The sequence below is a fragment of the Pseudomonas sp. G2-4 genome (assembly GCF_030064125.1).
Lineage (GTDB): Bacteria > Pseudomonadota > Gammaproteobacteria > Pseudomonadales > Pseudomonadaceae > Aquipseudomonas.
The window spans coordinates 2,659,426-2,684,931 of sequence record NZ_CP125957.1; the positions used below are offsets into that span (position 1 = coordinate 2,659,426).

Genomic DNA, 25,506 nt, shown 5'->3' on the forward strand with positions numbered 1-25,506 from the left:
CGGACCCCTGTCAGTTGAGTTTCTTGTTCACTTCAATCAAGAGTGCCTGGATTTCCTTGCGGCGTCCGGCATCGGCCAGTTCACGGCCGGGGCGCGGTGCGGCATTGAGCGCTTTTTGCAGGGTGCCTTGGGCTTCAGCGTAGCGTTTCTGACGGTAAAGGTGATCACCCCAGAAGTACAGGCTGTCGATACCGTCGGGGTTGGATTGCAACGCTTGCTTGAGCAGTTGTTCGGCTTTGTCGGCATCACCAAAACCGATCGGCCAGCCGGGTACCCGGTCGTACAACGCCGCGAGACTGGTATAGGCCGAACCTTGCAGGGCTTTGGGGTCCAGGGCCAGGGCTTTTTCCAGGTCGGTCCTGGCCTCCTTGACTTTGCCCAGGGCGCCGAGCCCGCCTTGGGCTCCGGCCCAACTGCTGGTGACGATGCCTGACCAGATCCAGGCTTCGGCCAGCTCCGGGCGTTCATGGGTGAACGTCGTGGCTTGCGTTGCCAATTGCTCGAAGGCGGCTTCGCGTTGCTTTTCCGGCAGTTCATATTGAATGTGCGCCCAACTTTGCTGGATGCCGACGAGGCGTTGCTGGTCAGCCGTGTCCAGTGCCCAGGCGCTTTGGCCCACGGCGACGATCATCAGGCCGGCGAGAAGTCTTTTCATGGTTTCAGGTGCTCGTTTTCAGGTTTATGGCTCAGACGGCGGATCAGCGGCAATTGCTTGCGCAGGCCACGGTCCACTAGGTTGGGTAACAGGCTGTTGAGGCGCACGAAGAAGCGCTCTGGCCAACCCAGGTAGAGATCACGACGGTCACCGGCGATGGCGTGGATCACCGCGCTGGCCACCGCTTGCGGATCATCGACGCTGGCTTTGAGAGCGTCGTTCAGGGCCTGGGCAGCCGGGCTGTTCATTGAGGTGCGGGTGGCGCGGGGCGCGACATAGAGCACGCCGACCCGCGTATCGGCCAGTTCCCGGCGCAGGGCCTCGGAAAAACCGCGCAGGGCAAACTTGCTGGCGCAATAGCCGGCATAGCCGGGGTAGCCGATGGAGCCATAGGTTGAGCCCACGTTGACCACCATGGCGCTGTCGGCTTGCTTGAGCAGTGGTAGCAGCAGCTTGGTCAGGCAGATCGGCGCACTGATATTTACCGCCAGCATCGCGTCGATCTCACTGTCATCAAGCTGTTCGAGCATGGCGAAGTGATTGATGCCGGCGGCGTTGATCAGCAGGTTGACGCCGTCCAGGGCTGTGGCGGCAGCCAGTATCTTGCGTCGGTCGCAGGCTGACGTCAGGTCGGCGGCCACCCAGCACAGGTTCTGTGGATAGCGCGCCAGCAACGGCAGCAGCGATTCCTGGTGTCGCGCCACTGCCAACACCCGGGCCCCGGCGGCGCACAGCGCTGCAGCGATGGCCTGACCGATGCCGCCGCTGGCGCCGGTCAATACCACGCGGGCGTCACGCAGCTGCATGGTGAGCCTCGCCCCGTGGTAAACCACGGAACATGTCGGTGTAGAGGCGATACACCACTTTTGAAGCATGGATCACGGCGGCCTGGTCCGCCGGGTCATCGAGTTTGTTCATCAGGCCGCGATAGGTCTGCATGTGCTCGATGTCCAGGGAACCGTGGGAGCTCAAATAGCTGAAGGCGCTTTCTGGCAGTCCCAGGTGTTCGCGGATGCTGCCCGCTGCGTGGGTGGCCAGGGCGATGCTGGTACCTTCCAGCACATTGACCATGCCGAACAGTCCCACCGGATTGCCCCGGGCGATCAGGTCATAGAGAAAGCCGACCATCAGTTCGATCGACAAGGAAGGCTGACCGTTGCTCACCGCGTCGCGATTCCCGCCACAGGCGACGATATCGTCGAGCACCCACTGTTCGTGGCCGTACTCCTCGTCGATGTACTCACACACTGCCTGGCGCAGCCATTCGAGATGGCTCGGGAGGCGTGCGCCGCAGGCCATCATCAGCGGTACGGTGTGGCGCACGTGGTAGTAAGCCTGGGCGAGAAACGCCCGGTAGCTCTCCAGGCTGACCTTGCCAGTGAGCGCGTCCCGGATGATCGGCAAATTGAACAGTTCGTGGCGTTCTTCTTGGGTGGCTTCTTGCAGGGTGTCGAAAAACATCATGATGCGGATTCCTCGCAATGGGCGGATTCAGTCAGTTGCACGCGGTACAGCGCGACGATGGCGTCGCGTCGCGGCCGGCCGTTGGCGGTCAGCAGGCCGTTGGCGGCGGTGAAGGGGTGGGGCAGGCGTGTCCAGCAATGCACCTGGGCATAATCGGGCAAGGTCTCGTTGGCCTCGGCCACGGCGGCGGTCAGTTCCGCGTCGGTGCAATCCGGGCGGTGGGGCCACAGCAGGGCATGATTGCGCGGCAGCGCTTCGCCGTAGACGAAGGCCTGGGCGATGTGCCGACGCTGGGTCAGTTCGGCCTCGACCCATTCCGGGTTGACGTTGCGCCCATAGCTGGTGACGAACTGGTGTTTTTTGCGACCTTTGAGGTAAAGAAAACCTTCATCGTCGAATTCACCCAGGTCCCCGCTGGGCCACCACGCCTCGGCGAAAGGGGCATCACCGAGGTAGCCGAGCAGGGTCGAACCCTTGATCAGCACTTCGCCGTCTTCGGCCAGGCGTATCTGGACGTGGGGCAGGGGCTTGCCGACACTGCCCGGACGTTGTGTATCGGGGCGATTGAGGCACACCACCGAGGCGCATTCGGACAAGCCGTAACCTTCATAGACCGGCATGCCGACGGTCTGGGCGCGCTGCAGCAGGCTCTCCGAGACCCGCGCGCCTCCCACGGCGGCAAAGCGCAATTTGTGTGGGACGAACGCTTTCTGTTCGGCGGCGCCGACCAGTATCTGTAAAAGCTGCGGCACCAGAATCAGGCTCTCGGGGGCACGAGTGGCCAAACACGCAAGCAGGCGTGGCGTGTCGACGCCGCTGGCACCGAGGATGCCGAGGGTTTTCTGGCTCGGTACGCTCAGCGTGGCGCCGGCATACAGCGCCGCATAGCAGCCGAGGTTTTCCAGCAGGATCGCCAGCGGCAACAGCGCCAGGTGATGCTGCGGGTCGGCGGGTTTGCTGGCGTGATCGAGCTCGCGCGCAACCCGCAGCAGGCTTTCGGCACTCAGGCAAACCCCTTTGGGGGTGCCGGTGGTGCCTGAAGTAAAGGTCAGTTTGGCGGTGCCGGTGGGCATCCGGTTCGGTCCGGTAAACGTGCGGCGCCAGAATTCGCCGCTTCTTTCATAGCCGGCAGCGCGCAACTCGGCGTCCAGTTCCGGCTCGGCGACCACCCGTTCTGCCTGGCTTTGCTCCAGGCAGTGGGCCCGTTGGGTCGGGCTGAAGAAGGGCGGCAAGGTCACACAGGCGAGGCCTTCGAACAATGCCGTCAGGTCCCAGAGCATCGCGTCGACGCCGTTGTCCAGTGCCAACGCGATGACGGACACCTGCTCATCGCGCAGACGTTGCTGGCGGTACACCACCTCGGCGTACAACGTGGCGTAATCGAGTTTCAGATGATCGCCCCACAGCGCGATGCGATGGGTGTGACGCTCGGCATGGCGACGCAGGGTTTGCTGGAATTGCTGCAGTTCAGGCGACATGGCAACTGTCCTCCTGGCACGACGGCAAGCCCAGGCGGGCGAACAGGCCGATGTTACGCAAGTGAATGAACCCTGCACGGATGTTGCCCACGTGCACCCAGGGTTTGCTTTCGTAATAGCTGCCCCAGCTGTGGCGTTCGTCGCCCAACCGCGCCGGGTCGGCGGCGCACAAAGTCACGGGTTTCAAACCGAGCCGGTGGAAGCTGTTGACCAAGCCGATGTTGCCGGTGAAAGCCACCCATTCCAGGCCGCCCATGGCCAGTAGGTAGGTGATGGCGATGATGCTCAAGCGCGCGCTGCCGGTGTCGCTGGCGGCCAGGTTACCGACTTCGACGATGCCGGCGCGATCCACCGGATGCCCAGCCGCCACACCGATGAGAGGCTCGATCGGCTCGTCCAGGTAGCGCTCCAGAAACAAGGATTCGTCATTAGCCATGCGCACCCCGGCCACTGCACAGAGCCCGTGGTCGGCGTTGCTCAAGCCAAACAGCCGCGGCATGAAATGCCGGATGTCGGCGCCGTGGGCCTTGCGAAAACGCTGCTGGATAAACGCTTCGAACGACGGTCGCTGCACGTCGTCCGGCAAGGCGCCGGACAGGGTCATCGGCGGCGCTTCAGCCTGGCCGAAGTGCAGGGGCAGGGGAATGTTCCAATTGACAACGGGCATGGGCAGAACGCCTCCCTCGATAGAATGGGGAGGAGTATCCGAGGCATTTCTTAACGAAGTCTGAAGGTGAAAAAGCTTCTTGAATGTCGGTCTTCAGCTCAATGCTGTTCACTTGAGGTTTGTTCGATTCATTGTGGCGAGGGAGCTTGCTCCCGCTGGACTGCGCAGCAGGCCCATTTTTGTGAGTGCTTCGCACTCAAGCGGGAGCAAGCTCCCTCGCCACGGGGTCATCTACTTTCCCAATTGAGCAGCATTGCCGTCTTCAGATTGCCTTAAGACTTCACAGGCAGGTTGGCAGCCCACCAGACTTTCACGAGGCGCGTTATGACCCGCGATATTGCCGTAAACCGTTATGGAAAACTGTCGATGACTTTGCATTGGCTGATGCTCGCGCTGTTTGTCGGCGTGTACGCGTGCATCGAGATCAAAGGCTTGCTGCCCCGTGGTGGCAGCGCGCGAAGTCTGTTTCTAGGGTTGCACGGGGTGTTCGGCCTGAGCATCTTTGCGCTGGTATGGGTTCGCCTGTTAGGACGCCTCACGCCGCGCCCACCGATCACGCCTGCGCCGCCGGCCTGGCAGACCGGCCTTGCGCACCTGATGCACCTGGCGCTGTACGGCCTGATGATTGCAACCCCGGTGCTGGCTTGGCTGATGTTGGCCGCCGGGGGTAAGCCGATGCCGTATTTCGGCTTCTTCCTGCCGGCTCCCGTGGCCGTGGATCCTGATCTGGCCAAGCAGTTGAAGTATTGGCATGAGCTGCTCGGCACCAGCGGTTACTGGCTGATCGGCCTGCATGCGGCGGCCGGTTTGATCCATCATTATTGGGTGGGTGATGATACCCTGGCGCGGTTATTGCCTAGACGAAATCGATCTTGAAGGGAGAGTTCTGCTGGGTAGCAAGCGGATTTCGCGTCACGTGTAAACGAACATCACAACAACAGGGAGCGTTGCAACATGAAAACCATGGATCGGGCTTTGCTGGGGCTTGGGTTACTTATTCCGCCCTGGCTGTTTTTGGGGGTTGCGCTGACTGCGCGAGCCTATCCGGGCTACAGCCATCTGGATCAAGCCATGAGCCAACTGGGTGCTCTGGGAGCGCCCACCCACAGTTTCTCTGGCTGGGTGAACAATTTTCCGCTGGGTGTGATGTTCGTGCTCTTCGCCATAGGCGTGGCGAGACGGTTCAAGGCATCGCGGTTGGCCGTGATCAGCGCAGCATTGATTCTCGTCCATGGTTTGGCTAGCTTCGCGACCGGCTATTATTCCTGCGATCAGGGCTGTGCGCCGGTTCAGCCGTCGGTCTCGCAGCAGAACCACAATCTTGCGGGGTTGGTGATGTTCATCTCGCTTACCCTGGCGGGGGCATTGTGGATGTTCCTCGGCAAACGGTTGCTTTCGTCGTCCCGGTTCGCAATGTTCTCGGCGATCTGTGTAGTCCTGGCCATCGTCACCGTGGTGCTGATGGCGACGGCATTGGCTGACGGTCACCTGTTCGGCCTCTATCAGCGGCTCAATTACGGGGTTTCGGTGATCTGGATTGCGTCATTGGCGGTAGTTGCCTTACGCGATGAGAATAATCCAGGTATTGCATTGAGCGACTGCTAACGGCACAGCAGTCACTCCCAGTCAGTTGAGCTAGCAGGTTGCACCGGCGCGACAGCGGTTCCGGCGGCAACCTTGGCGACCACCGGCAATCCCGAAGTGCAGCCGTTAATAAAGTCATCCTATTCAGTATGTGGGTCTGGCAACGTAGAGGTCTGTAAGCCGATAGGGGTATCGTCGGCGAATGCGCGGGTGGTCAGAAGGCGCTTGGCCGAAAGCACCCCGTCATCGCCCTGTAGGTAGCCTACAATCAGTAGTGAATTTCGTTCCGGCGCGCGCAGGACGACTTTTCCCCCCAAGTCGCTTTCAGGACACGTTTTGTCGTCCACGTGCAATCGCCAACCCCCGGGAGTGGCAAGCTGTGAGGATGCCCCGGACCAGGTGCGCTAAAGACACCTGGCCGGAGAGCGAGAATGGCGATCGGATGTGCCACGCTACCGTGACGTGGGCCGGACGCCGCAGCCAAGACTCCGGACGGCTGCCGCCTAGGCGGCGGTAGCGTTCGAGATGCCGAGGTATTTTATGCCCGATGAGACGCTTCACCTGCCTCTGATTCACAGCGTATTGGAGCGCGAGAAGGACACCCCCGGTGCCTTGTTGCCGATTCTCCACGCCATTCAGGAAGGTTGCGGGTACGTCCCCGACACCGCCGTCCCTGAAATCTCCCATGCCCTCAACCTCAGCCAGGCTGAAGTGCGCGGCGTGATCAGCTTCTACCACGATTTCCGCACCACGCCGCCGGCACGCCATACCCTGCGCCTGTGCCGGGCCGAGTCTTGCCAGAGCATGGGCGCCGAGCGCCTGGCTGCGCAGTTGCGTGAGCAACTGGCGCTGGATGACCACGGCACCAGTGCCGATGGCAGCATCAGCTTGCGGCCGGTCTATTGCCTGGGCGCCTGCGTTTGCTCGCCAGCCCTGGAGCTGGACGGTGAGCTGCACGCACGGCTCACCCCCGAGCGGCTGCGCGAGTTGGTGAAAGGCTGTATGGAGGACGGGGCATGCTGACGCTCTACATCCCTCGCGATTCGGTGGCCCGTGCCGTGGGCGCCGATAAGGTGGCTGATGCGCTGGTCGGTGAGGCCGAACGTCGGCAATTGCCGCTGACCCTGCGCCGCACCAGTTCCCGTGGCCTCTATTGGCTCGAACCGCTGGTGGAGCTGGAAAGCGCCGGCGTTCGGCTGGGTTTTGGCCCCGTCACGGCGCAAGACGTGCCGAGCCTGCTGGATGCGCTGGCAGGCGATCCCAGCAGCCATCCGCTGGCCTTGGGGCCGGTGGAAGAAATCCCCTATCTCAAGAGTCAGCAGCGCCTGCTGTTCGCCCGTGCCGGCATCACCCAGCCGCTGTCGCTGGACGATTACCGTGCCCAGGGTGGCTTCCTGGGACTGGCCCGGGCCCTCCAGACGGACGGCGCAGACGTGGTGGCCAGTGTGCTCGATTCCGGCTTGCGTGGCCGAGGTGGCGCGGCATTCCCGGCGGGCATCAAGTGGCGCACCGTTCGCGACGCGGTGGGCGCGCAGAAGTACATCGTGTGTAACGCCGACGAGGGCGACTCCGGCACCTTCGCCGACCGTATGCTGATGGAGGGCGATCCCTTCCTGCTGATCGAAGGCATGATCATCGCCGGCACCACCGTCGGCGCCACCATGGGCTACATCTACGTGCGTTCGGAATACCCGGACGCCATCAGCACCCTGAACGAGGCCATGCGCATCGCCCGTGAGGCCGGGTATTTGGGCGTGAATGTGAGCGGTAGCGGCCGGGCCTTCGATATTGATGTTCGCGTCGGCGCTGGCGCCTACATTTGCGGCGAAGAAACCGCACTGCTCGAGTCCCTCGAGGGCAAGCGCGGCACGGTTCGCGCCAAACCGCCGCTGCCCGCCATCCAGGGCCTGTTCGGGCTGCCGACGCTGGTCCACAACGTGGTGACCCTGGCCTCGGTGCCGGTGGTCCTGGAGAAGGGCGCGCAGTTCTACCGTGACTTTGGCATGGGCCGTTCCCTGGGCACGATGCCGTTTCAACTGGCCGGCAATGTGCGCCAGGGTGGCCTGGTGGAACGTGCCTTTGGCCTGACCCTGCGTGAACTGGTGGAAGGCTACGGCGGCGGGACCGCCAGCGGTCGACCGTTGAAGGCCGCCCAAGTGGGGGGGCCGTTGGGGGCCTGGGTTCCGCCCTCGCAATTCGACACACCGCTGGACTACGAGGCATTCGCGGCCATGGGCGCGATGCTCGGCCACGGTGGCGTGGTGGTTGCCGACGACACCCTGGACATGGCCCACATGGCGCGTTTCGCCTTGCAGTTCTGCGCCGAGGAATCGTGCGGCAAGTGCACGCCATGCCGGATCGGTTCTACCCGGGGTGTCGAAGCGGTGGACCGCTTGATGGCCAGCACCGATGCCGGTGCCCGTGAGGAACAGGTCCTGCTGCTCAAGGATCTGTGCGACACCCTGCAATACGGCTCGCTCTGCGCTCTCGGTGGGATGACGTCTTACCCTGTCGCCAGCGCCCTGAAGTATTTCCCCGCCGACTTCGGTCTGGCGACCACGGAGGCCGACCAATGATCAACATCTTCGACCCCAGCAGCGACATCGACCTTGGCACCCCGGCGCGTGAAAGCGACGTGCAGGTCAGCCTGACCATCGATGGCCGCGAAATCAGCGTCGCCTCCGGTACCTCGGTGATGCGCGCGGCGGCATTGCTCGGCACCACCATTCCCAAACTCTGCGCCACCGACAGCCTGGAAGCCTTCGGTTCCTGCCGCATGTGCCTGGTGGAGATCGACGGCATGCGTGGCTATCCGGCCTCCTGCACCACGCCGGTGACCGAGGGCATGGTGGTGCGCACCCAGACCACCAAGCTTGCCGATTTGCGCCGCAACGTCATGGAACTGTACATCTCCGACCACCCGCTGGACTGCCTGACGTGCGCGGCCAACGGCAACTGCGAGTTGCAGACGGTGGCGGGGCAGGTGGGCCTGCGCGAGGTGCGCTACGGCTACGAGGGTGCCAATCACCTGTCTGAAGCCAAGGACGTCTCCAACCCCTATTTCGAGTACGACCCGAGCAAGTGCATCGTCTGCAACCGTTGCGTACGCGCTTGCGAAGAAATCCAGGGCACCTTCGCCCTGACCATCACCGGGCGCGGTTTCGACTCCCGGGTGGCGGCGGCGGGCGGCGACAACTTCCTTGATTCCGAATGCGTGTCTTGCGGCGCTTGCGTGCAGGCGTGCCCGACGGCCACGCTGATCGACAAGAGCGTCGTGGAGATCGGCCAGCCGGAGCGCAGCGTCATCACCACCTGTGCCTACTGCGGCGTGGGGTGTTCCTTCCGCGCCGAAATGAAAGGCGAACAACTGGTGCGCATGGTCCCGGACAAGAACGGCCAGGCCAACCACGGCCACTCTTGCGTCAAGGGTCGCTTTGCCTGGGGCTACGCGACGCACCCGGACCGCATCACCAAGCCGATGATTCGCAAGCACATCAGCGACCCTTGGCAAGAAGTCAGCTGGGACGAGGCGGTCACCTACGCCGCCAGCGAGCTGCGCCGCATCCAGCTGAAGTACGGACGCGACTCCATCGGCGGCATCACCTCCAGCCGCTGCACCAACGAAGAAACCTACCTGGTGCAGAAACTGGTGCGCACCGCGTTCGGCAACAACAACGTCGACACCTGCGCCCGTGTGTGCCATTCACCTACCGGTTATGGCCTCAAGCAGACGTTGGGCGAGTCCGCCGGTACCCAGAACTTCGACTCGGTCATGAAGGCTGACGTCATCCTGGTGATGGGCGCCAACCCTACCGACGCTCACCCAGTGTTCGGCTCCCAGCTCAAGCGGCGCCTGCGTCAGGGCGCACGGCTGATCGTCATCGACCCGCGCCGTATCGACCTGGTGGATTCACCCCATGCCCGCGCCGAGCTGCACTTGCAACTGCGGCCAGGCACCAACGTAGCGATGCTCAACGCATTGGCCCACGTGATCGTCAGCGAAGGACTGGTCGACCAGCCTTTTGTCGAGGAGCGCTGCGAGGCGGCAGACTTCGCCCGCTGGCGCGATTTTGTCAGCCTGGCGGAGAACTCACCGGAAGTGCTGGGCCCGGTTTGCGGCGTGCCGGCCGATCAGATCCGCGCGGCTGCACGGCTCTACGCCACCGGCGGCAACGCGGCCATCTACTACGGCCTCGGCGTCACCGAGCACAGCCAGGGCAGTACCTCGGTGATGGGCATCGCCAACCTGGCCATGGTTACCGGCAACATCGGCCGCGAAGGTGTCGGGGTGAACCCGCTGCGTGGGCAGAACAACGTCCAGGGCTCCTGCGACATGGGCTCCTTCCCCCATGAGCTGCCGGGTTATCGGCACATTTCCAATGAAGTGGTGCGCGCCCAGTTCGAACAGGCCTGGAATGTCACCCTGCAACCCGATCCGGGCCTGCGCATCCCCAACATGTTCGAGGCCGCGCTGGATGGCACCTTCAAGGCGCTGTATTGCCAGGGCGAGGACATCGCCCAGAGCGACCCGAACACCCAGCATGTGACCGCGGCCCTGAGCGCCCTGGAGTGCGTGATCGTCCAGGACATCTTCCTCAACGAAACGGCCAAGTTCGCCCACGTGTTCCTGCCGGGCAGTTCCTTCCTCGAGAAGGACGGCACGTTCACCAACGCCGAGCGCCGCATCTCCCGGGTGCGCAAGGTCATGGACCCGTTGGCCGGCAAGGCCGACTGGGAAGCCACTATCGCCCTGGCCGACGCCTTGGGCTACAAGATGCATTACAACCACCCCTCGGAAATCATGGATGAAATCGCCAGCCTGACACCCACGTTCAGCCGCGTCAGCTACGCCGAACTGGAGCGTCACGGCAGCCTGCAATGGCCGTGCAACGATGCCGCGCCGGACGGCACGCCGACCATGCACATCGATCAGTTCGTGCGCGGTAAAGGGCGCTTCATGCTCACCGGCTACGTGCCCACCGAAGAAAAGGTCAACGGCCGCTATCCGCTGCTGCTGACCACCGGACGCATCCTCAGCCAGTACAACGTCGGCGCCCAGACCCGGCGCACCGACAACGTGGCCTGGCACGAGGAAGACCGCTTGGAAATCCACCCGACCGACGCCGAGAACCGCGGCATCGTCGAGGACGATTGGGTCGGCATTGGCAGTCGCGCCGGGCAGACGGTGCTCCGCGCCAAGGTCACGGAGCGCGTGGCGCCGGGCGTGGTCTACACCACGTTCCACTTCCCTGAATCAGGTGCCAACGTGATCACCACCGACAACTCCGACTGGGCCACCAACTGCCCGGAATACAAGGTGACGGCGGTGGAGATCGTGCGGGTCAGCCAGCCTTCGGAATGGCAGAAACGCTACCAGGCGTTCAGTGATGAACAGGGGCGCTTGCTGAAGGAACGTCGCCATGCCGAAAAAGCCGAGGTACGTCGATGAGCGCTGAAAGCCTGATCAAGATGGCCAACCAGATCGCGCAGTACTTCGCCAGCGAACCGGACCACGCGCTGGCGGTGAATGGTGTGCGCCAGCACATCAAGAGCTTCTGGACCCCGGGCATGCGCCGGGAATTGGCGGGGTGGGAGGCGAAGCATCCGGATGCGGCCCTGCACCCATTGGTGTTAGCGGCATTGACGGAGTTGAAAGAAACGGCCTAGTGGGTGTCCTGCAGGGCCTGCACACAGCCCCGGCCGGCGCCCTCGTCAACGACGAAGGGAACCGGCCGGGGCTGTGTGCATTTCAGTTACTGGTTATTGATGGTGATGTAGGGGTCCCAAGTGTAGCTCGGGCCCATCTGGTTCAGGTCTCGGTCCAGCAGAACGAAGGTGATGGTGTACCAGAGTTTTCCTGGATTCAAAGCAGTGGATTGCCACATGGTGTAGATCACATCGGTTTTGGAAATACCCTCTGAACCCGCCTTGTTCAGATAGGGCACCACGCCGGGGATGTTGAAGGATTGCGGCTTCGACATGGTGCCCTTGTAGTCACCGCCCTGATGGGGGTCGCCGCTCTCGACGTCCTTGATCAAGGCGATGCGGTCGAAGTTGCGTGACAGGGTGGTGGCACGCCAACGGATGTTGTCGCCGGGTTTTACGTCGAACCACAGCTCGTTGCCGCCTTCGCCGGTGTTGCCGCTGGCATGGCTGTCGATGGCATCGCGTGTCACCAACATGGAAATCGCACCGCCCACGTCGTTGGGGTGGGCGAGCAGGTAATCGGCATCGACGTTGACGAGCACATCAATGGTTTGGGTCGCTCCAGACATGTTGTTGCTCCTTGATTGAATGAGATTGAGGACCGCGCCTGCAAAGGCGTCCGGGCCACCCGGTCCCTGGGTGCGGTCTCGGGAGGAACGATAGGTGATGGCTTTGTAGTGTCAAATTGCGATTTGTTGACGCTGGCAAAACGGAGCGAAGCGCAGCACAACCAAGGTTTTGATTTATCTCTGCCCAGGCCGACCTCTTAATGGGTTTCGGGGAGTTTCCTGGCTGATTTGGTCGGCAAAGGCGCACAGCGGTTGTCAGCGATGACTTTCAAACCAGCAGGATGATCGACGCGACACACCATGGACTCTGTGGCGAGGGAGGTAAATTCCTACGAGATTTTAGGACGGCCAGTCACCGTCACTGCGCATATCGAGAGGCCACTCACATCTTATGTGGCGAGGGAGCTTGCTCCCGCTCGGCGGCGCAGCCGTCGTAAAACCGGTACCTGCGGTGTGTCAGGCGAAACGCGGTGACTGGTTTGGGGCTACTTCGCAGCCCAGCGGGAGCAAGCTCCCTCGCCATAAAAGCGGGTTTGGTCGTCAGGTTTAGGATTGATGGGCCGCCCAGTGTCTCATCTCTTCGGCAATTAAGTGGTTTACCAGGTCGCTGTACATCTTCTCGATGGCATCCGGGCTCAGGCCTTCGGCTTCGGCCCACCCCCGTCGTGTCGCGAGCATGGCCTTGAAGCGCTCGGGGGCACGTACCGAGGTCGCCGAGGTCTTGAACTTGGAGGCCGCGAGTACGTACTGAAAGCGCCTGCCCAATAGTTTGATGACGGCTTGGTCAAGGGCATCGATTTCGCCTCGAATGTCTTCCATGTTGGCGCACTCTGAGGGGGGTAGCGGGTTGCAGACTTCCATGTAGATCACTCCATTTTGTTGAATAAGATCGGCCCAGTCTGAGCCGATCTCCGATGTGGATTAAAAGCTCCAGTCCTCGGCTCGAACGACCTTGCAGAAAAGGCCGGCCAGCGTTGCGTTGTGATGCGCGATGATAGCCTGCGCCTTCAGGACGGGAGTATCGGCGCAAGTATGACCATCGGCGATCAGCACGGCATCGAACCCTAGGTCCCGGGCGGCGCGGCAAGTGCTGTCGACACAATACTGGGTTTTCATTCCTGCGATAACCACGCCCTCAGCGCCACACGCCTTCAGCCGCTCGGCCAACCCTGTCATGGCAAATGCATTGGGCCGGTTTTTTTCGACGATCACTTCGTCGCCCGCCAGCCGCAGCTCCGCTACCAATTGCGTCAATGGACTTTCAGGTTCCATAGGCGAGCCAGGCGGACCTACATGACGAACCAGAAAGATCGGGGCACCGGCGCTCCGAGCTTTGACCATCAGGCCATTCAGGGTATCCAGCAGCGCTTCACCGGCCCAGGGTTTATCCGGACCATGAAACAATCCAACCTGCACATCGATAATCAACAGAGCATGCATAGTGCTTTCCTTGCGTTTGGGCCAGTGACGCAAGGGCAAAAGAAAAGGCCCTTACCATCACTGGCGGGCCTTTGGGATTCGTGTGTCAGTGACTCACGACATCTCGCACGACCCGCCTTGGGCGGTCGTGGTTGTGGTGGTCGAGGTAATCTTTGGAAGGTTCATGGTGCTGACAGTAACTGGAGGCGATCCGGATTGGCAAGCCTTGCTTCGCAGATGTATGCGGCCCCTGTTTGGACCAGGAGACAGGGTGGGCACTGTGGACACTGTGGCGAGGGAGCTTGCTCCCGCTCGGCTGCGCAGCAGTCGTAAACCGGCTGGTACGGTTTATCTGTTGCAGCGCGGTGCCTGGGTTTGGGGCCGCTTCGCAGCCCAGCGGGAGCAAGCTCCCTCGCCACAGGAGGTGGTTAGCCTTCTAGTCCGCGTCGTTCGATCACGCCAAACACATCCGCCACATCCTGCACCAGGATCCGGGCGACGTTGGTGATGGTGGCGATGTCGTTCTCTGCCGAATCGCGCAGGTTGGTGCAAGCGACCAGCGTCAGGTAATCGAGCGTGGCGTGCAGGCGTTCGCTGGCACAGGCATGGAGCTCGGGCAGTGGGGCTTGGGTGTCGATCAGCAGGACGGGGTGGGTGGTGGCGGTTTGGGTGAGGGGAGTGAAGCGTTGATCTTGTTGTTTCATGGTTATAGTTATCCATCTTCGTATCAAGAATAAGCTACTACGATCCGCTGCGAAACGAATGGGTGGTAGCTGCGTGCGGGTTCGCAGACCGAGGATACGAAGGAACCCGGCAGATCCGAAGATCTCCCACACACAGCCACCATAAAAGGACGTCGACCGCCAAAGGCGCTCATTGTTACTTTTATGATGCTTGGTTGCTACCGTATCTGTCGGGCTGCGAAACCCAGCCACTGATCAAAGCCAGCGACGAACCCAACTATAGAAGTCGGTAGACGTCGATTCCAGCCGCAACAACCGTCCTGTAGGACGCCCGCAGGCCCCTGTGGCGAGGGAGCTTGCTCCCGCTCGGTGGCGCAGCCGCCGCAAAACCGGTGCCTGCGGTGTACCTGGCGAAACGAGGTGACCGATTTGGGGCCGCTTCGCAGCCCAGCGGGAGCAAGCTCCCTCGCCACGGGAGGTAAATTCCTACGAGATTTTAGGACGGCCAGTCACCGTCACTGCGCATCTCGAGAGGCCACTCACACCTTATGTGGCGAGGGAGCTTGCTCCCGTTCGGCTGCGCAGCAGTCGTAAAACCGGTACCTGCGGTATGCCTGGCAAAACGCGGTGGCTGGTTTGGGGCCGCTTCGCGACCCAGCGGGGATAAACCCCCTCGCCACAATGGGGGACTTCGGGAGCCCTTTGATTACGTAGCATCTGACAGATCAACGCCGCCCCGTGCGCGTACTCACATCCACCCACACCGCCAACACCAAAATGCTGCCCTTGACGATCATCTGCCAGTAGCTATCCACGTCGAGCATGGACATGCCGTTGTCCAGGCTGGTGATGACCAGCGCGCCGAGGAGGGCGCCGTAGACGGTGCCGGAACCGCCGCGCATGGAGGTGCCGCCGATGAAGCAGGCGGCGATGGCGTCGAGTTCGCCCATGTTGCCGGCCGAGGGTGAACCAGCGGCCAGGCGCGCGGTGTTGACCATGCCGGCGAGGGCGCACATCACGCCCATGATGCCGAAGATCCACAGCTTCACCGCCTGCACGTTGATGCCGGACAGGCGCGTGGCTTCCATGTTGCTGCCGACCGAATAGACCCGGCGGCCAAACACGGTCTGGCTGGTGACGTAGCTGAACACCCCCAGCAGGATCAGCAGAAGCAGCACCGGCACCGGGATGCCGTCGTAGCTGTTGAGGGTGTAGACGAACCCGGCCAGCACCGCGCCGATCAACACCACGCGCAATACGTCACGGACCAAGGAGTGGGCCGCCAGGCCATGAAGCGCGCGATTGCGCCGCTGTTTCCAGGTCAGGAAAACGGTCAGGGCGAACAGCAGGATGCCAAGCCCGGTCCCTACCGTGTGCGGCAAATAACCCTGGCCGACGTAGACCAGTTCGGGCGATACCGGGGCAATGGTGGTACCGCCGGTAACCCCCAGCAGGATGCCGCGAAAGGCGAGCATGCCGCCCAGGCCGACAATGAACGACGGGATGCGCAAGTAGGCAGTCATGTAGCCGTTGCCCAGGCCAATCACCAAACCGCACAAGGCCACCAGGCTCAGGTTCGCCAACAGCGGGATGTGATAAACCACATCGAGAATCGCCGCTAGGCCACCGAGCAATCCAAGCAACGAGCCCACCGACAGGTCGATTTCGCCGCTGATGATCACCAGCACCATGCCGCAGGCAAGAATCCCGGTGATGGACATCTGCCGCAGCAGGTTGGAGAGGTTGCGCGGGGTCAGGAATCCGCCGTCGGTCTGCCAGCTGAAAAACAGCCAGATCACCGCCACGGCGATCACCAGGGCGAGCATTTTGTAGCGGGAAAACAGCTGTTTGACCTGATTCATCTACGCGGACTTCCGATCATTATTGTTATGGCCTTCGGGATGGCTGAGCGCGGCGGCAAGCACTTGTTCCTGGGTGAGTTCGTGGTTGATGAAGTCGCCTCGCAGCTGGCCGTCGCCAATCACCAGGACGCGGTCGGAAACCCCCAGCACCTCGGCCAGCTCCGAGGACACCATGATGATCGACACGCCTTCGGCCGCCAGCGCGCCCATCAGCTTGTAGATCTCATATTTGGCGCCGACATCCACGCCACGGGTTGGCTCATCGAGAATCAGCACGCGGGGTTTGGTCAACAGCATCTTCGCCAGAACGGCTTTTTGCTGGTTGCCTCCGGACAGGCTGGTGATCGGCAGGAACGGGCTCGCGGTCTTGAGGTGCATGCGCGAGATTTCCTTGTCGATGCTGCCCAGTTCGGCTTCGGCGTCGATGCGGGTCATTTTCGAATAGTTGTCCAGCACGGCCAGGGTGATGTTCTGGCCCACCCCCAGGTCCGGGATGATGCCTTGGCGCTTGCGGTCTTCGGGGACCATGCACAGGCCGGCGCGGATCGACTTGAGGGGCGTGCGCGTGTCGACCTGCTTGCCTTCCAGCCAGACTTCACCTTCGTAGCGGCCGGGGTAGGCGCCGAACAGCGCAGACACCAGTTCCGTACGCCCGGCGCCGACCAGCCCGGCGATGCCGAGGATTTCCCCACGCTTGAGGACAAAGGAAATATCGTCGACCCGTTTGCGCCTGGGGTTGTCGACGTCGTAGCAGGTGACGTGGCGCGCCTCGAAAATCACCTCGCCGACGTCATGGGGTTCGGTGGGGTAGAGGTTGCTCATTTCCCGCCCGACCATCTGGGTAATGATCTTGGGGATGTCCATCTCGGTCATGGCGGTGGTGGCGATGTGTTTGCCGTCGCGGATCACCGAAATGGTGTCGCACACGGCGGCCACTTCATCGAGTTTGTGGGAGATGTACACGCAGGCAACGCCCTTGGCCTTGAGGTCGCGGATGATGTCCAGCAGCACCTCGATTTCCGAGCGGGTCAGGGCCGAGGAGGGCTCGTCGAGGATCAGCAGCCGTGCTTGCTTGTTCAGGGCCTTGGCGATTTCCACCAGTTGCTGGTAACCACCGCCGTACTGGGAAACCGGCAGCGAGACGTTCATGTCCGGCACCTTGAGTTCACGCATCAACGCTTCGGCACGGTGGATCATCGCCGGGTAGTTCATGCGTCCGCCGGGCAGCGTCAGCTCGTGACCCATGAAGATGTTTTCCGCCACCGACAGGTCGGGGACGAGGGTCAGTTCCTGATGGATGATGACGATCCCGGCGGCTTCGGTTTCGCTGATGGATTGCGCCTTGAGCGGCTGGCCGTCCCAGAGGATTTCACCGTCCCAGGTGCCGTAGGGATAGACCGCCGATAGGACTTTCATCAGGGTGGATTTGCCCGCGCCGTTCTCACCGCACAGGCCGACGCATTCCCCCGGCTTGACCTTGATGTCGATGCCGTTCAGGGCTTTGACACCGCCAAAGGTTTTGACGATGCCGTTCATTTGCAGCAGGTAGTCGGACATGGCGAAGGCTCGTGAAGAAGGGCTCACACGCAAGCAGGCGGCTAGGCATTTTCCTGATGTCAGTCAGTCCCCTGTGGGAGCGAGCTTGCTCGCGATAGCGGTGGTTCAGCTTGCACCCATATTGGATGGGCTGCCGCCATCGCGAGCAAGCTCGCTCCCACAGGGGCTTTGCTTAACCCAGGATTTGCACCCAGGTCACTGCCCGGCGATCTGCGCCTTGGTATAGAACCCGTCCTTTTCCAGCAGGTCGATGTTGTCCTTGGTCAGCGGAGTTGGCGTGAGCAGGATGGTGTCGACTTTCTTGCTGCCATTATCGTATTGCGAGCTGAAGGTGGGTTTCTCGTTGCGCGCCAGTTGCACCGAGAGCTTCGCGGCTTCGGAAGCGATCAGTTTCAGCGGCTTGTAGACGGTCATGGTCTGGGTGCCATCGATCACCCGCTTGACCGCCGCCAGGTCGGCGTCCTGGCCCGAGATCGGTACCTTGCCGGCCATTTTCTGCGCGGCCAGGGCCTGGATGGCTCCGCCGGCGGTGGCGTCGTTGGAGGCGACGATGCCATCGATCTTGTTGTTGTTCCGGGTCAGGGCGTTTTCAACGATGCTCAGGGCTTCGGTGGGGTTCCATTCCTTCACCCACTGCTGGCCGACGATCTTGATATCGCCCTTGTCGATGGCCGGTTGCAGCACTTTCATCTGGCCTTCGCGCAGGATCTTGGCGTTGTTGTCCGTAGGGGCGCCACCGAGGAGGAAGTAATTGCCCTTGGGCGCCGCTTGCAGCACGCCGCTGGCCTGCATCTCGCCGACCTTTTCGTTATCGAAGGAAATGTAGGCGTCGATGTCGGCATTGAGGATCAGTCGGTCATAGGACACGACCTTGATCCCGGCTTTCTTGGCTTCGGCGACGGCATTGGTCAGCACGGTGGCGTTGAACGGTACGATGACGATCACATCGACGCCACGGGAGATCAGGTTTTCGATCTGCGAGATCTGCTTCTGCTCGTTGGCATCGGCCGATTGGACGAAGACCTTGGCGTCGAGTTTTTCCGCCGCCGCGACGAAGTAGTCACGGTCCCGTGACCAGCGCTCCAGACGCAGGTCATCGATGGAAAAACCGATTTTCGGGTGCGCCGCATCGGCCATGACCGGCAGCGAGAGCAGGGCGAGGGCGCCAGCGAGTAAGGTGCGTTTGAAGCTTTTCATAGTGGTGCGTCCTTTTATTGTTGTTTGAAAGACACTGCCTGACGATGAGCGTGGTGCGGATAGAACTGTAGAGAGTCGCCGAGCCCTGTGGGCAGAGATTTGTCGCGAGAATGTAACAACCACTTTGGCGAATCAGATAAATCAAGGTTGTTTTTTTCGGGGGGCTGCTTCGCAGCCCGACGGGGATAAATCCCCTCGCCACAGCTCAGTCTATTGTCAGGGGTAGATAAACCGGTTGACCACGTTCTCGAGCATCTCCTGCCGACCGCTGACGGCTTGCGGGTTCAACTCGTTGGTGAAGGCGTGCTCGGCCAGTGAGGCGAGGCTGAACTCACCCGCCAGCACCGCCTGGCCGAATGGCTGCTGCCAACCGGCGTAGCGCTGATCCTTGAATTGCTGGAGTTGATCGTTCTGCACCATGGCCGCCGCGCGTTCCAGGGCCAGGGCGAGGACGTCCATGGCGGCGACGTGGCCGTGGAACAGGTCGACGACGTCCACGCTCTGGCGCCGGACCTTGGAGTCGAAGTTGAACCCGCCGTTGGTGAAACCGCCGGCCTTGAGAATCTCGTAGGTAGCCAGGGTCATCTCTTCGACGCTGTTGGGGAACTGATCGGTGTCCCAGCCGTTCTGCGGATCGCCACGGTTGGCGTCGATGCTGCCGAAGATCCCCAGGGAGACGGCCGTGGCGATCTCGTGATGGAAACTGTGCCCGGCCAGGGTCGCGTGGTTGGCCTCGATGTTGACCTTGATTTCTTTTTCCAGGCCGAACTGTTGCAGGAAGCCGAACACCGTGGCGCTGTCGTAATCGTATTGGTGCTTGGTCGGCTCCTGCGGCTTGGGCTCGATCAGCAAATCACCCTTGAAGCCGATCTTGTGCTTGTGCTCGACCACCATGCCCATGAAGCGGGCCAGCTGTTCGCGTTCACGCTTCAGATCGGTGTTGAGCAGGGTTTCGTAACCTTCACGGCCGCCCCACAGTACGTAGTTGGAGCCCTTGAGGCGTTGGGTGGCGTTCATGGCGCTGAACACCTGGGCGGCGGCGCAGGCGAAGACTTCCGGGTCCGGGTTGCTGGCGGCACCGGCGGCAAAGCGCGGGTTGCTGAAGCAGTTGGCGGTGCCCCACAGCAGCTTGACCCCGGTCTGTTCCTGATGACGTTCAAGCTGATCGACCATCTGCGCGAAGTGGTTGCGGTATTCCTTTAGCGAGTTGCCTTCGGGGGCGACATCGGTGTCGTGGAAGCAGTAGTAGTCGATGCCCAGCTTGGAAAAGAACTCGAAGGCCGCTTCGGCCTTGCCGATCGCCAGTTCCATGGGGTTCCCGCTGCGCTGCCACGGGCGCTTGAAGGTGCCGGCGCCGAACACATCGGACCCTGGCCAGACGAAGGTATGCCAGTAACAGACCGCCATGCGCAGGTGTTCGCGCATGGGTTTGCCGAGGATCAGCTTGTCGGCGTCGTAGTGGCGGAAGGCAAGGGACGAGGCACTGGCCGCCCCTTCGTAGCGAATCTTGTCGACACCGGGGAAGTACGGCATGGCGATTTCCTTATTGTTCTTGGCGGTGTCTCGATACTAACGCCGGCCCTGGGGCTGCTGATTATGAAAATCACCAAGGTGGAGTGCGATTTTGAGTATTGAGATTCGCAGGTCCTGGGCCTAGTCTGTGTCGATCGGCTCAGGATAGAACCCATGAAAACCGTCCCGCCCGTCCACCGCATTGCCCTGTTGTTCAACGGCAGCAAGATCTACGACCGCGGCATCATCAGCGGCATCGGCAACTACCTGAGCAGCACCCGCGCGTCCTGGGACTTGTTCCTTGAAGAAGATTTCCTTTGTCGCTTGAAAGGCATCGAGCGCTGGCAGGGCGACGGGATCATTGCCGACTTCGACGACCCGCTGATTGGCGAGGCGCTGGCCGGAATCAAGCTGCCCGTCGTGGCGGTGGGCGGCTCTTATCAGGACGAGCGCGCCTATCCGAAGGGCATTCCCTATGTCGCCACCGACAATGACGCGTTGATGAAACTGGCGTACGAGCACCTGATCGAAGCCGGGCTGACGCGCTTTGCCTGTTTCAGCCTGCCGGAAGCCCAAGCCAATCGCTGGGCCCAGGAACGGGAAAAAGCCTTTCGCCGTTTGGTGCAGCGTGATGGCCTGCACGCCGAGGTCTATCGCGGCATGGGCACCAGCGCGCCACTTTGGGACAGCGCCGTCGAACAGCAGATCGCCTGGCTGCAAAGCCTGCCCAAACCCATTGGCATCATTGCGGTGAGTGATGCCCGCGCCCGCCAACTGCTGCAAGCCTGCCTGACCGCCGGGATCGCCGTGCCGGAGCAGGTGGCCTTGATCGGCATCGACAACGACCCGCTGACCCGCAGCCTGACGCGGGTGCCGCTGAGTTCAGTGATCCAAGGCACCGAAACCATGGGCCGGACCGCTGCGCGCCTGCTCCACCAGATGCTGCACGGCATGCCGTCCACGGGCACGCAGATCCTGGTGCCGCCTGATGCAATCAACGTACAGGTTTCCAGCCTGCATCAACCGTTGGGCAACCCCTACGTCATGCAGGCATTGCTCTTCATCCGCCAATACGCCTGCCAGGGCATCAAGACTGCCCAGGTGGCGGCGTATGTGGGGATATCGCGCTCATCCCTGGAGTCGCACTTTCGCAAGGCGCGCGGCTGCAGCGTTCACGACGAGATCCTGCGCTTCAAACTGGCCGCCGCCGCCAATGGCCTGGAAAACACCGATGCGCCGATTGCCGACATCGCCCAGAATTGCGGCTTCAAATCGGCGCAGTACCTGCACACGGTGTTTCGGCGGGAGTTTGGCTGTACGCCGAGGGAGTATCAGCAGGGGGCTGATGCAGCGGTTCGTTGAGCCGCTATGGCCGGCTTGTGCTTGTTTAAGTGGCGCTGCCCCTGTGGCGAGGGAGCTTGCTCCCGCTCGGCGGCGCAGCCGTCGTAAAACCGGTAAATGCGGTGTATCTGGTGAAACGCGGTGACTGGTTTGGGGCTGCTTCGCAGCCCAGCGGGAGCAAGCTCCCTCGCCACAGGTTTTGTATGTTCTTCAAGGGAACAGCGTTAACGCAGTGAAGTATCCAAGGCCTGTCTCGGACGAGCAGGTTGCATGATCGAATTGTTAGGGAAGCGTTGAATGGCGTTAAGAGTGTTGGTGATCGGCGGGTACGGAAACTTCGGCAGCATCGTTTGCCGGCATCTGGCCGTGATGCCAGGCGTGGACCTGGTGATCTCGGGTCGCGATCCCCGCAAGTTGCAGGGCAAAGTCGATGAGTTGAGGACCCAATCGGGCAACGTGTGTGAAACTTGGTGCGGCGATGCCATGGGCCCTGAGTTCAAGTCAGTCCTGGGCTCGATGAACATCCAACTGGTCATCCACACCGGCGGACCGTTCCAGAGGCAATCCTATGCCGTCGCCGAGAGCTGCATCGACGCGGGCGTCAGCTACTGCGACCTGTCGGATTCCAGGGCCTTTGTCACCGGTATTGGTGCACTCGATGCCCGGGCAAGGCAGGCAGGCGTGGCGATCCTCAGTGGCTGCAGTTCGGTGCCGACGCTATCGGCGGCGATCATCGATCAGCAGTGGCATCGTTTCCAGCGCATCGACTCGATCGAGCATGGCATTTCCTCGTCGGCCAAGATGCCCGGGCTCTCCACCGTCGAAGGCGTTCTTGCCTACGCGGGCAAACCGATCAAGCAACTCAAGGACGGCCACGTGCATGAGGTGTTGGGCTGGCAGGACCTGACGCTTCGCGACATGCAGTCCATGGGCACTCGGGTACTGGCCAATGTCGATGTCCCGGACCTGGATATCTTCGCCAGCCGCTATGGTGCTCATACCCTGGGCTTCAAGGCTGGCGCAGGCCTGAAGCTTGGCGGTGTCGCCAACTACCTGCTGGCCCAGGCAATCAGGGTCGGGCTGGTTCGAGACCATGCCCCTTGGGCCGCAAGACTCCATCGCTGGGGGCTCTGGTTCGAGCGATTCGGCGATGGCAAAAGCGCGATGTACATCGATGTCCAGGGCATCGGGCTTGAAGGGAAACCGCTGTTCATGACGGCGCAGCTCACGGCGACGAATGACAAGGGCCCGGAGATCCCGAGCTGCGCAGCCGTTGCCTTGGCTGCAAAACTCGCCCAAGGGTACTTGCCCGAACCCGGCGCCCGGGCGTGCGTAGGCGAAATCACCGTCGATGAATACCTGGCCGCCATCAACGATCCGGAAAACCTGAGCCTGTCCGTGCACTTTTCTGAGGAGCAGCGCTGACCATTGGTGGAGCTATTGGGGTAGGAGGGCGATCAGATGGGCGCCTTCAAAAAGCGTCGTTCATGATCTGGGTCCGGCAGAAGGCACGTGTCGTATTTTCCGAAGAGTCGATAGCGATTCAGCGCAATGCGATCGTAGGCCCAATCCCGAAGCGCTCGGGGGAAAATGCGTAAAAGTTTCACCGGCAGCCAACGGGCGGGCAGCTGGGCGGCGACTTCAAAAAATGCATCCGAACGCACCCAATAATGCCGGTCGCGAATCACCGCCATGGTATCGAATTGATCCAGGGGCAAGCCTGCCCAGGCCAGCAGCACCTGTCCCTCGGGCGACTGTACGGCGGCCAACCGGACGCGTCGATCGTGGTCATGCCGAATCAAGAACGTTGCCCAGCCATTGCACAGTTTGCACACACCGTCGAACAGGACCACCGTCTCGCCTGGCTTGAGTAATGGTGCTGGAGAGGGGCGGATTTGGGAGGAGAGCATAAACGTGGGTCCAATAGGCGCCTGATTCTCTGGATCATACCCGGTTGCTCGAGAATCGGCTAAGCCGGGCGCAGCGCTTGAATTATTCGTATTGGCCTATCGAAAGGCCAAACCGATAATCGCGCTGTGTCCCTTCGTGCAGCGATAATTGCTCGATCAAGAAACCACACCGCTTGAGCACCTTGGCCGAGCCGATGTTTTCCGCGTAGACGTTGGCCACCAATCGTTTAAGGTTCCAACGCACCCGGGCCTCTTGGATCAGATGCTTCACTGCCAACGTCGCCAGACCCTGTCCGCAAGCGTCTTGGGCTATTCGATAGCCAACTTCTGCCGACCGCTCGGCCATGTCGATGCCTTTGAGGTTCGCTCGACCGATTATTTTTCCGTCAGGATCCTCGATGACAAACGGGTGCCAGGTACCGGCGGTGAAATCAGCCAGGTACGTCATGATGTGGTCGCTGACGCCTTGCACCGAGTAGAAAGCAGAATCGCGAGGGTCAATGTGGCGTTCGAACCACTCGCGATTCTCCAGCTCAAAAGCCAGCAGCGCCTCAGTATCAGTACTGTGCAGCGTACGAATGCTGACGGGCTTCATAAGATCGCTCTCTTTTCCAATTTATTGACCGACTAACGGGTAGTGCTTGATACGACACGCATAGCTGTTGCCATCGCCCTTGCAGACACCATCCAGATACCGGTAATTGACCTGTGCCGACTGCCCCTTCCTGGGCCATTGCCGGCGTGGAAGGGTGGATTGGTAATCAGGCGTTTCCGGAGTGAATGTGATCGTCGTGCCTGCCTTTGGGCATTCTACTGTGGGTGATGCAGGACTGACTTTTTCGATCCGTGCCTGTAACTGCGGATAGGGTTGTTTCAGTACATCCAGGATACGAAGCTCCATGCGGCAAATTTGCCATGTTGCCGCTTGGACTGGCGTGCACAGCATTGGGAGCGTCAACGCAAACAGGACGTAAGCCATTGCCCGGATCTTCATCATTGCCCTTGCCTGTAAATAGTCAGCCGTGAATGGCATCAGTCAACTGTAAAGCCCCATGAGGCGAAAAGACCAGTCGCTGCTCAGCGCGACAATCTCAGCCAGCGAATGCAGCAGTATCGGGACCAACAGGCCACCACTGTTGATTCTCGCGATGGCTAACACGCATCCACAAGCAAAGATCAGCGCGACGGTTGTCCAGTTACCGTATTGGATGTGAATGCCGGCGAAGATGGCCGACGTCACGATGATCGCGATCCATTTCCAGACCGGGCTGTTCTCGTAGGGGAACAGTCGCAGCAGGTAATGGCGGAAAAATAGCTCCTCGGCGATGGGTGGAAGCACGATCAGTGAGGCGACTTTGATCGCGAGTTGCCAACCGGTGAGGCCTGCCAGGAACTCGGCCATGAAGGCCTCTTGAGGCGACCCGAGCGCGGCGATGGCGATCCCGCAAAGCGCATAGGACCCGATGATGCCGAGCGCGCCCATCCGAAGGGGTTTACTGATGGCGTTACCGCGCAGTTGGGCGCACGAATCAGCACGGTATTGCCAGACGAACAGGGCGAGGAGAATAAGCGCGACTGAGCCCATCGTGGCGGCAAGCGACAGGTACGACTCTGCCGGTATGAGGAGAACCGCGGGTATTGCAGCTAGAAAAAACACCAGGGTGGCAAGCGCGAACATCCCCAATCGGCGAAAGAAGCGGTAACCGGTAAAGGTGGGGGCGGGTAGGAACTCAGGGGCGGCACCAAGATTCGTCACAGTCACTCCATGAGTGCAAAGAAGGAACGGCATGCTGCCAGCATTTTTCGCTGTCTGGTACGAGTTCCTACTGGCTTTGTGGAAAGTAGGCAGAATTTTTAAGATCAAACGCCGCCAGGGGCTGTGCGTTGGTGTACAAACCGCCA

Annotated in this window: 25 protein-coding genes; 8 read left to right on the forward strand and 17 right to left on the reverse strand. The window is 61.4% G+C overall.

Annotated features, from left to right (window positions below; genetic code table 11):
• Nucleotides 1–10 precede the first annotated feature (10 nt).
• Genes QNH97_RS11930 through QNH97_RS11950 form a run of 5 tightly spaced genes read right to left on the reverse strand, consistent with a single transcriptional unit; the run spans nt 11 to nt 4,264 of the window.
• Nucleotides 11–655, reverse strand: coding sequence for a tetratricopeptide repeat protein (locus tag QNH97_RS11930; RefSeq protein WP_283556997.1), 645 nt, complete (start codon nt 653–655; stop codon nt 11–13).
• Complete coding sequence (locus QNH97_RS11935; RefSeq protein ID WP_350356201.1) at nt 652–1,413, reverse strand: SDR family oxidoreductase; 762 nt, start codon at nt 1,411–1,413, stop codon at nt 652–654. The genes QNH97_RS11930 and QNH97_RS11935 overlap by 4 nt, the downstream gene beginning before the upstream one ends.
• Before the next feature lie 34 nt (nt 1,414–1,447).
• Entirely contained in the window at nt 1,448–2,119 is a 672-nt protein-coding gene (locus QNH97_RS11940) for an iron-containing redox enzyme family protein (protein WP_283556999.1), read from the reverse strand.
• Complete coding sequence (locus QNH97_RS11945; protein ID WP_283557000.1) at nt 2,116–3,597, reverse strand: AMP-binding protein; 1,482 nt, start codon at nt 3,595–3,597, stop codon at nt 2,116–2,118. Before QNH97_RS11945 ends, QNH97_RS11940 begins: the two co-directional genes overlap by 4 nt.
• Nucleotides 3,587–4,264 carry a thermostable hemolysin gene (locus tag QNH97_RS11950; RefSeq protein ID WP_283557001.1) on the reverse strand — a complete coding sequence of 226 codons (678 nt, stop codon included), beginning with the start codon at nt 4,262–4,264 and terminating at the stop codon, nt 3,587–3,589. Before QNH97_RS11950 ends, QNH97_RS11945 begins: the two co-directional genes overlap by 11 nt.
• 324 nt (nt 4,265–4,588) lie before the next feature.
• Here QNH97_RS11950 and QNH97_RS11955 point away from each other — a divergent pair, with 324 nt between their 5' ends.
• The 6 genes from QNH97_RS11955 (at nt 4,589) to QNH97_RS11980 (ending at nt 11,515) form a co-directional block, all read left to right on the forward strand.
• On the forward strand, nt 4,589–5,140 hold the full coding sequence (locus QNH97_RS11955; protein ID WP_283557002.1) for a cytochrome b: 552 nt from the start codon (nt 4,589–4,591) through the stop codon (nt 5,138–5,140).
• A gap of 78 nt (nt 5,141–5,218) precedes the next feature.
• Complete coding sequence (locus QNH97_RS11960) at nt 5,219–5,869, forward strand: DUF998 domain-containing protein (protein WP_283557003.1); 651 nt, start codon at nt 5,219–5,221, stop codon at nt 5,867–5,869.
• Between the two features lie 519 nt (nt 5,870–6,388).
• Nucleotides 6,389–6,871, forward strand: a complete 483-nt coding sequence (locus QNH97_RS11965; RefSeq protein ID WP_283557004.1) for a formate dehydrogenase subunit gamma — start codon at nt 6,389–6,391, stop codon at nt 6,869–6,871.
• A complete protein-coding gene (locus tag QNH97_RS11970) occupies nt 6,865–8,424 on the forward strand; it encodes a formate dehydrogenase beta subunit (RefSeq protein ID WP_283557005.1) in 1,560 nt (519 codons plus the stop codon). Before QNH97_RS11965 ends, QNH97_RS11970 begins: the two co-directional genes overlap by 7 nt.
• Complete coding sequence (gene fdhF / locus QNH97_RS11975) at nt 8,421–11,297, forward strand: formate dehydrogenase subunit alpha (RefSeq protein ID WP_283557006.1); 2,877 nt, start codon at nt 8,421–8,423, stop codon at nt 11,295–11,297. The genes QNH97_RS11970 and fdhF overlap by 4 nt, the downstream gene beginning before the upstream one ends.
• Nucleotides 11,294–11,515 carry a formate dehydrogenase subunit delta gene (locus tag QNH97_RS11980; protein WP_283557007.1) on the forward strand — a complete coding sequence of 74 codons (222 nt, stop codon included), beginning with the start codon at nt 11,294–11,296 and terminating at the stop codon, nt 11,513–11,515. Before fdhF ends, QNH97_RS11980 begins: the two co-directional genes overlap by 4 nt.
• Nucleotides 11,516–11,601: 86 nt before the next feature.
• On the opposite strand, the gene QNH97_RS11985 is transcribed toward QNH97_RS11980, so the two are convergent.
• From QNH97_RS11985 to xylA, 8 genes are all read right to left on the reverse strand, one after another.
• Entirely contained in the window at nt 11,602–12,123 is a 522-nt protein-coding gene (locus QNH97_RS11985; protein ID WP_283557008.1) for an AidA/PixA family protein, read from the reverse strand.
• A gap of 546 nt (nt 12,124–12,669) precedes the next feature.
• Complete coding sequence (locus QNH97_RS11990; protein ID WP_283557009.1) at nt 12,670–12,984, reverse strand: isochorismate lyase; 315 nt, start codon at nt 12,982–12,984, stop codon at nt 12,670–12,672.
• 60 nt (nt 12,985–13,044) lie between these two features.
• The gene (locus QNH97_RS11995; RefSeq protein WP_283557010.1) at nt 13,045–13,563 is read right to left on the reverse strand and encodes a cysteine hydrolase family protein; all 519 of its coding nucleotides are present in this window, start codon (nt 13,561–13,563) and stop codon (nt 13,045–13,047) included.
• A 407-nt stretch (nt 13,564–13,970) separates the two neighbouring features.
• Nucleotides 13,971–14,246 (reverse strand): fructose-bisphosphate aldolase, encoded by a 276-nt coding sequence (locus QNH97_RS12000; RefSeq protein WP_283557011.1) that lies wholly within the window; start codon nt 14,244–14,246, stop codon nt 13,971–13,973.
• Nucleotides 14,247–14,950: 704 nt separating this feature from the next.
• Complete coding sequence (locus QNH97_RS12005) at nt 14,951–16,087, reverse strand: sugar ABC transporter permease (protein ID WP_283557012.1); 1,137 nt, start codon at nt 16,085–16,087, stop codon at nt 14,951–14,953.
• Nucleotides 16,088–17,644 carry a D-xylose ABC transporter ATP-binding protein gene (xylG, locus tag QNH97_RS12010; RefSeq protein ID WP_283557013.1) on the reverse strand — a complete coding sequence of 519 codons (1,557 nt, stop codon included), beginning with the start codon at nt 17,642–17,644 and terminating at the stop codon, nt 16,088–16,090.
• A 195-nt stretch (nt 17,645–17,839) separates the two neighbouring features.
• A complete protein-coding gene (gene xylF, locus QNH97_RS12015; RefSeq protein WP_283557014.1) occupies nt 17,840–18,841 on the reverse strand; it encodes a D-xylose ABC transporter substrate-binding protein in 1,002 nt (333 codons plus the stop codon).
• Between the two features lie 216 nt (nt 18,842–19,057).
• On the reverse strand, nt 19,058–20,374 hold the full coding sequence (gene xylA, locus QNH97_RS12020; protein WP_283557015.1) for a xylose isomerase: 1,317 nt from the start codon (nt 20,372–20,374) through the stop codon (nt 19,058–19,060).
• 153 nt (nt 20,375–20,527) lie between these two features.
• Between xylA and QNH97_RS12025 the strand changes: the two genes are divergently transcribed.
• Nucleotides 20,528–21,715, forward strand: coding sequence for a XylR family transcriptional regulator (locus QNH97_RS12025; protein WP_283557016.1), 1,188 nt, complete (start codon nt 20,528–20,530; stop codon nt 21,713–21,715).
• A 276-nt stretch (nt 21,716–21,991) separates the two neighbouring features.
• On the forward strand, nt 21,992–23,119 hold the full coding sequence (locus tag QNH97_RS12030) for a saccharopine dehydrogenase NADP-binding domain-containing protein (RefSeq protein ID WP_283557017.1): 1,128 nt from the start codon (nt 21,992–21,994) through the stop codon (nt 23,117–23,119).
• Between the two features lie 32 nt (nt 23,120–23,151).
• Here the strand turns inward: QNH97_RS12030 and QNH97_RS12035 are convergent, their stop codons facing one another.
• From QNH97_RS12035 to QNH97_RS12050, 4 genes are all read right to left on the reverse strand, one after another.
• Nucleotides 23,152–23,604, reverse strand: coding sequence for a thiol-disulfide oxidoreductase DCC family protein (locus QNH97_RS12035; RefSeq protein WP_283557018.1), 453 nt, complete (start codon nt 23,602–23,604; stop codon nt 23,152–23,154).
• An 82-nt stretch (nt 23,605–23,686) separates the two neighbouring features.
• Entirely contained in the window at nt 23,687–24,199 is a 513-nt protein-coding gene (locus QNH97_RS12040) for a GNAT family N-acetyltransferase (RefSeq protein WP_283557019.1), read from the reverse strand.
• A 21-nt stretch (nt 24,200–24,220) separates the two neighbouring features.
• Nucleotides 24,221–24,598 (reverse strand): hypothetical protein, encoded by a 378-nt coding sequence (locus tag QNH97_RS12045; RefSeq protein WP_283557470.1) that lies wholly within the window; start codon nt 24,596–24,598, stop codon nt 24,221–24,223.
• A gap of 42 nt (nt 24,599–24,640) precedes the next feature.
• Nucleotides 24,641–25,360 carry a CPBP family intramembrane glutamic endopeptidase gene (locus QNH97_RS12050; protein ID WP_283557020.1) on the reverse strand — a complete coding sequence of 240 codons (720 nt, stop codon included), beginning with the start codon at nt 25,358–25,360 and terminating at the stop codon, nt 24,641–24,643.
• Nucleotides 25,361–25,506: the final 146 nt, after the last annotated feature.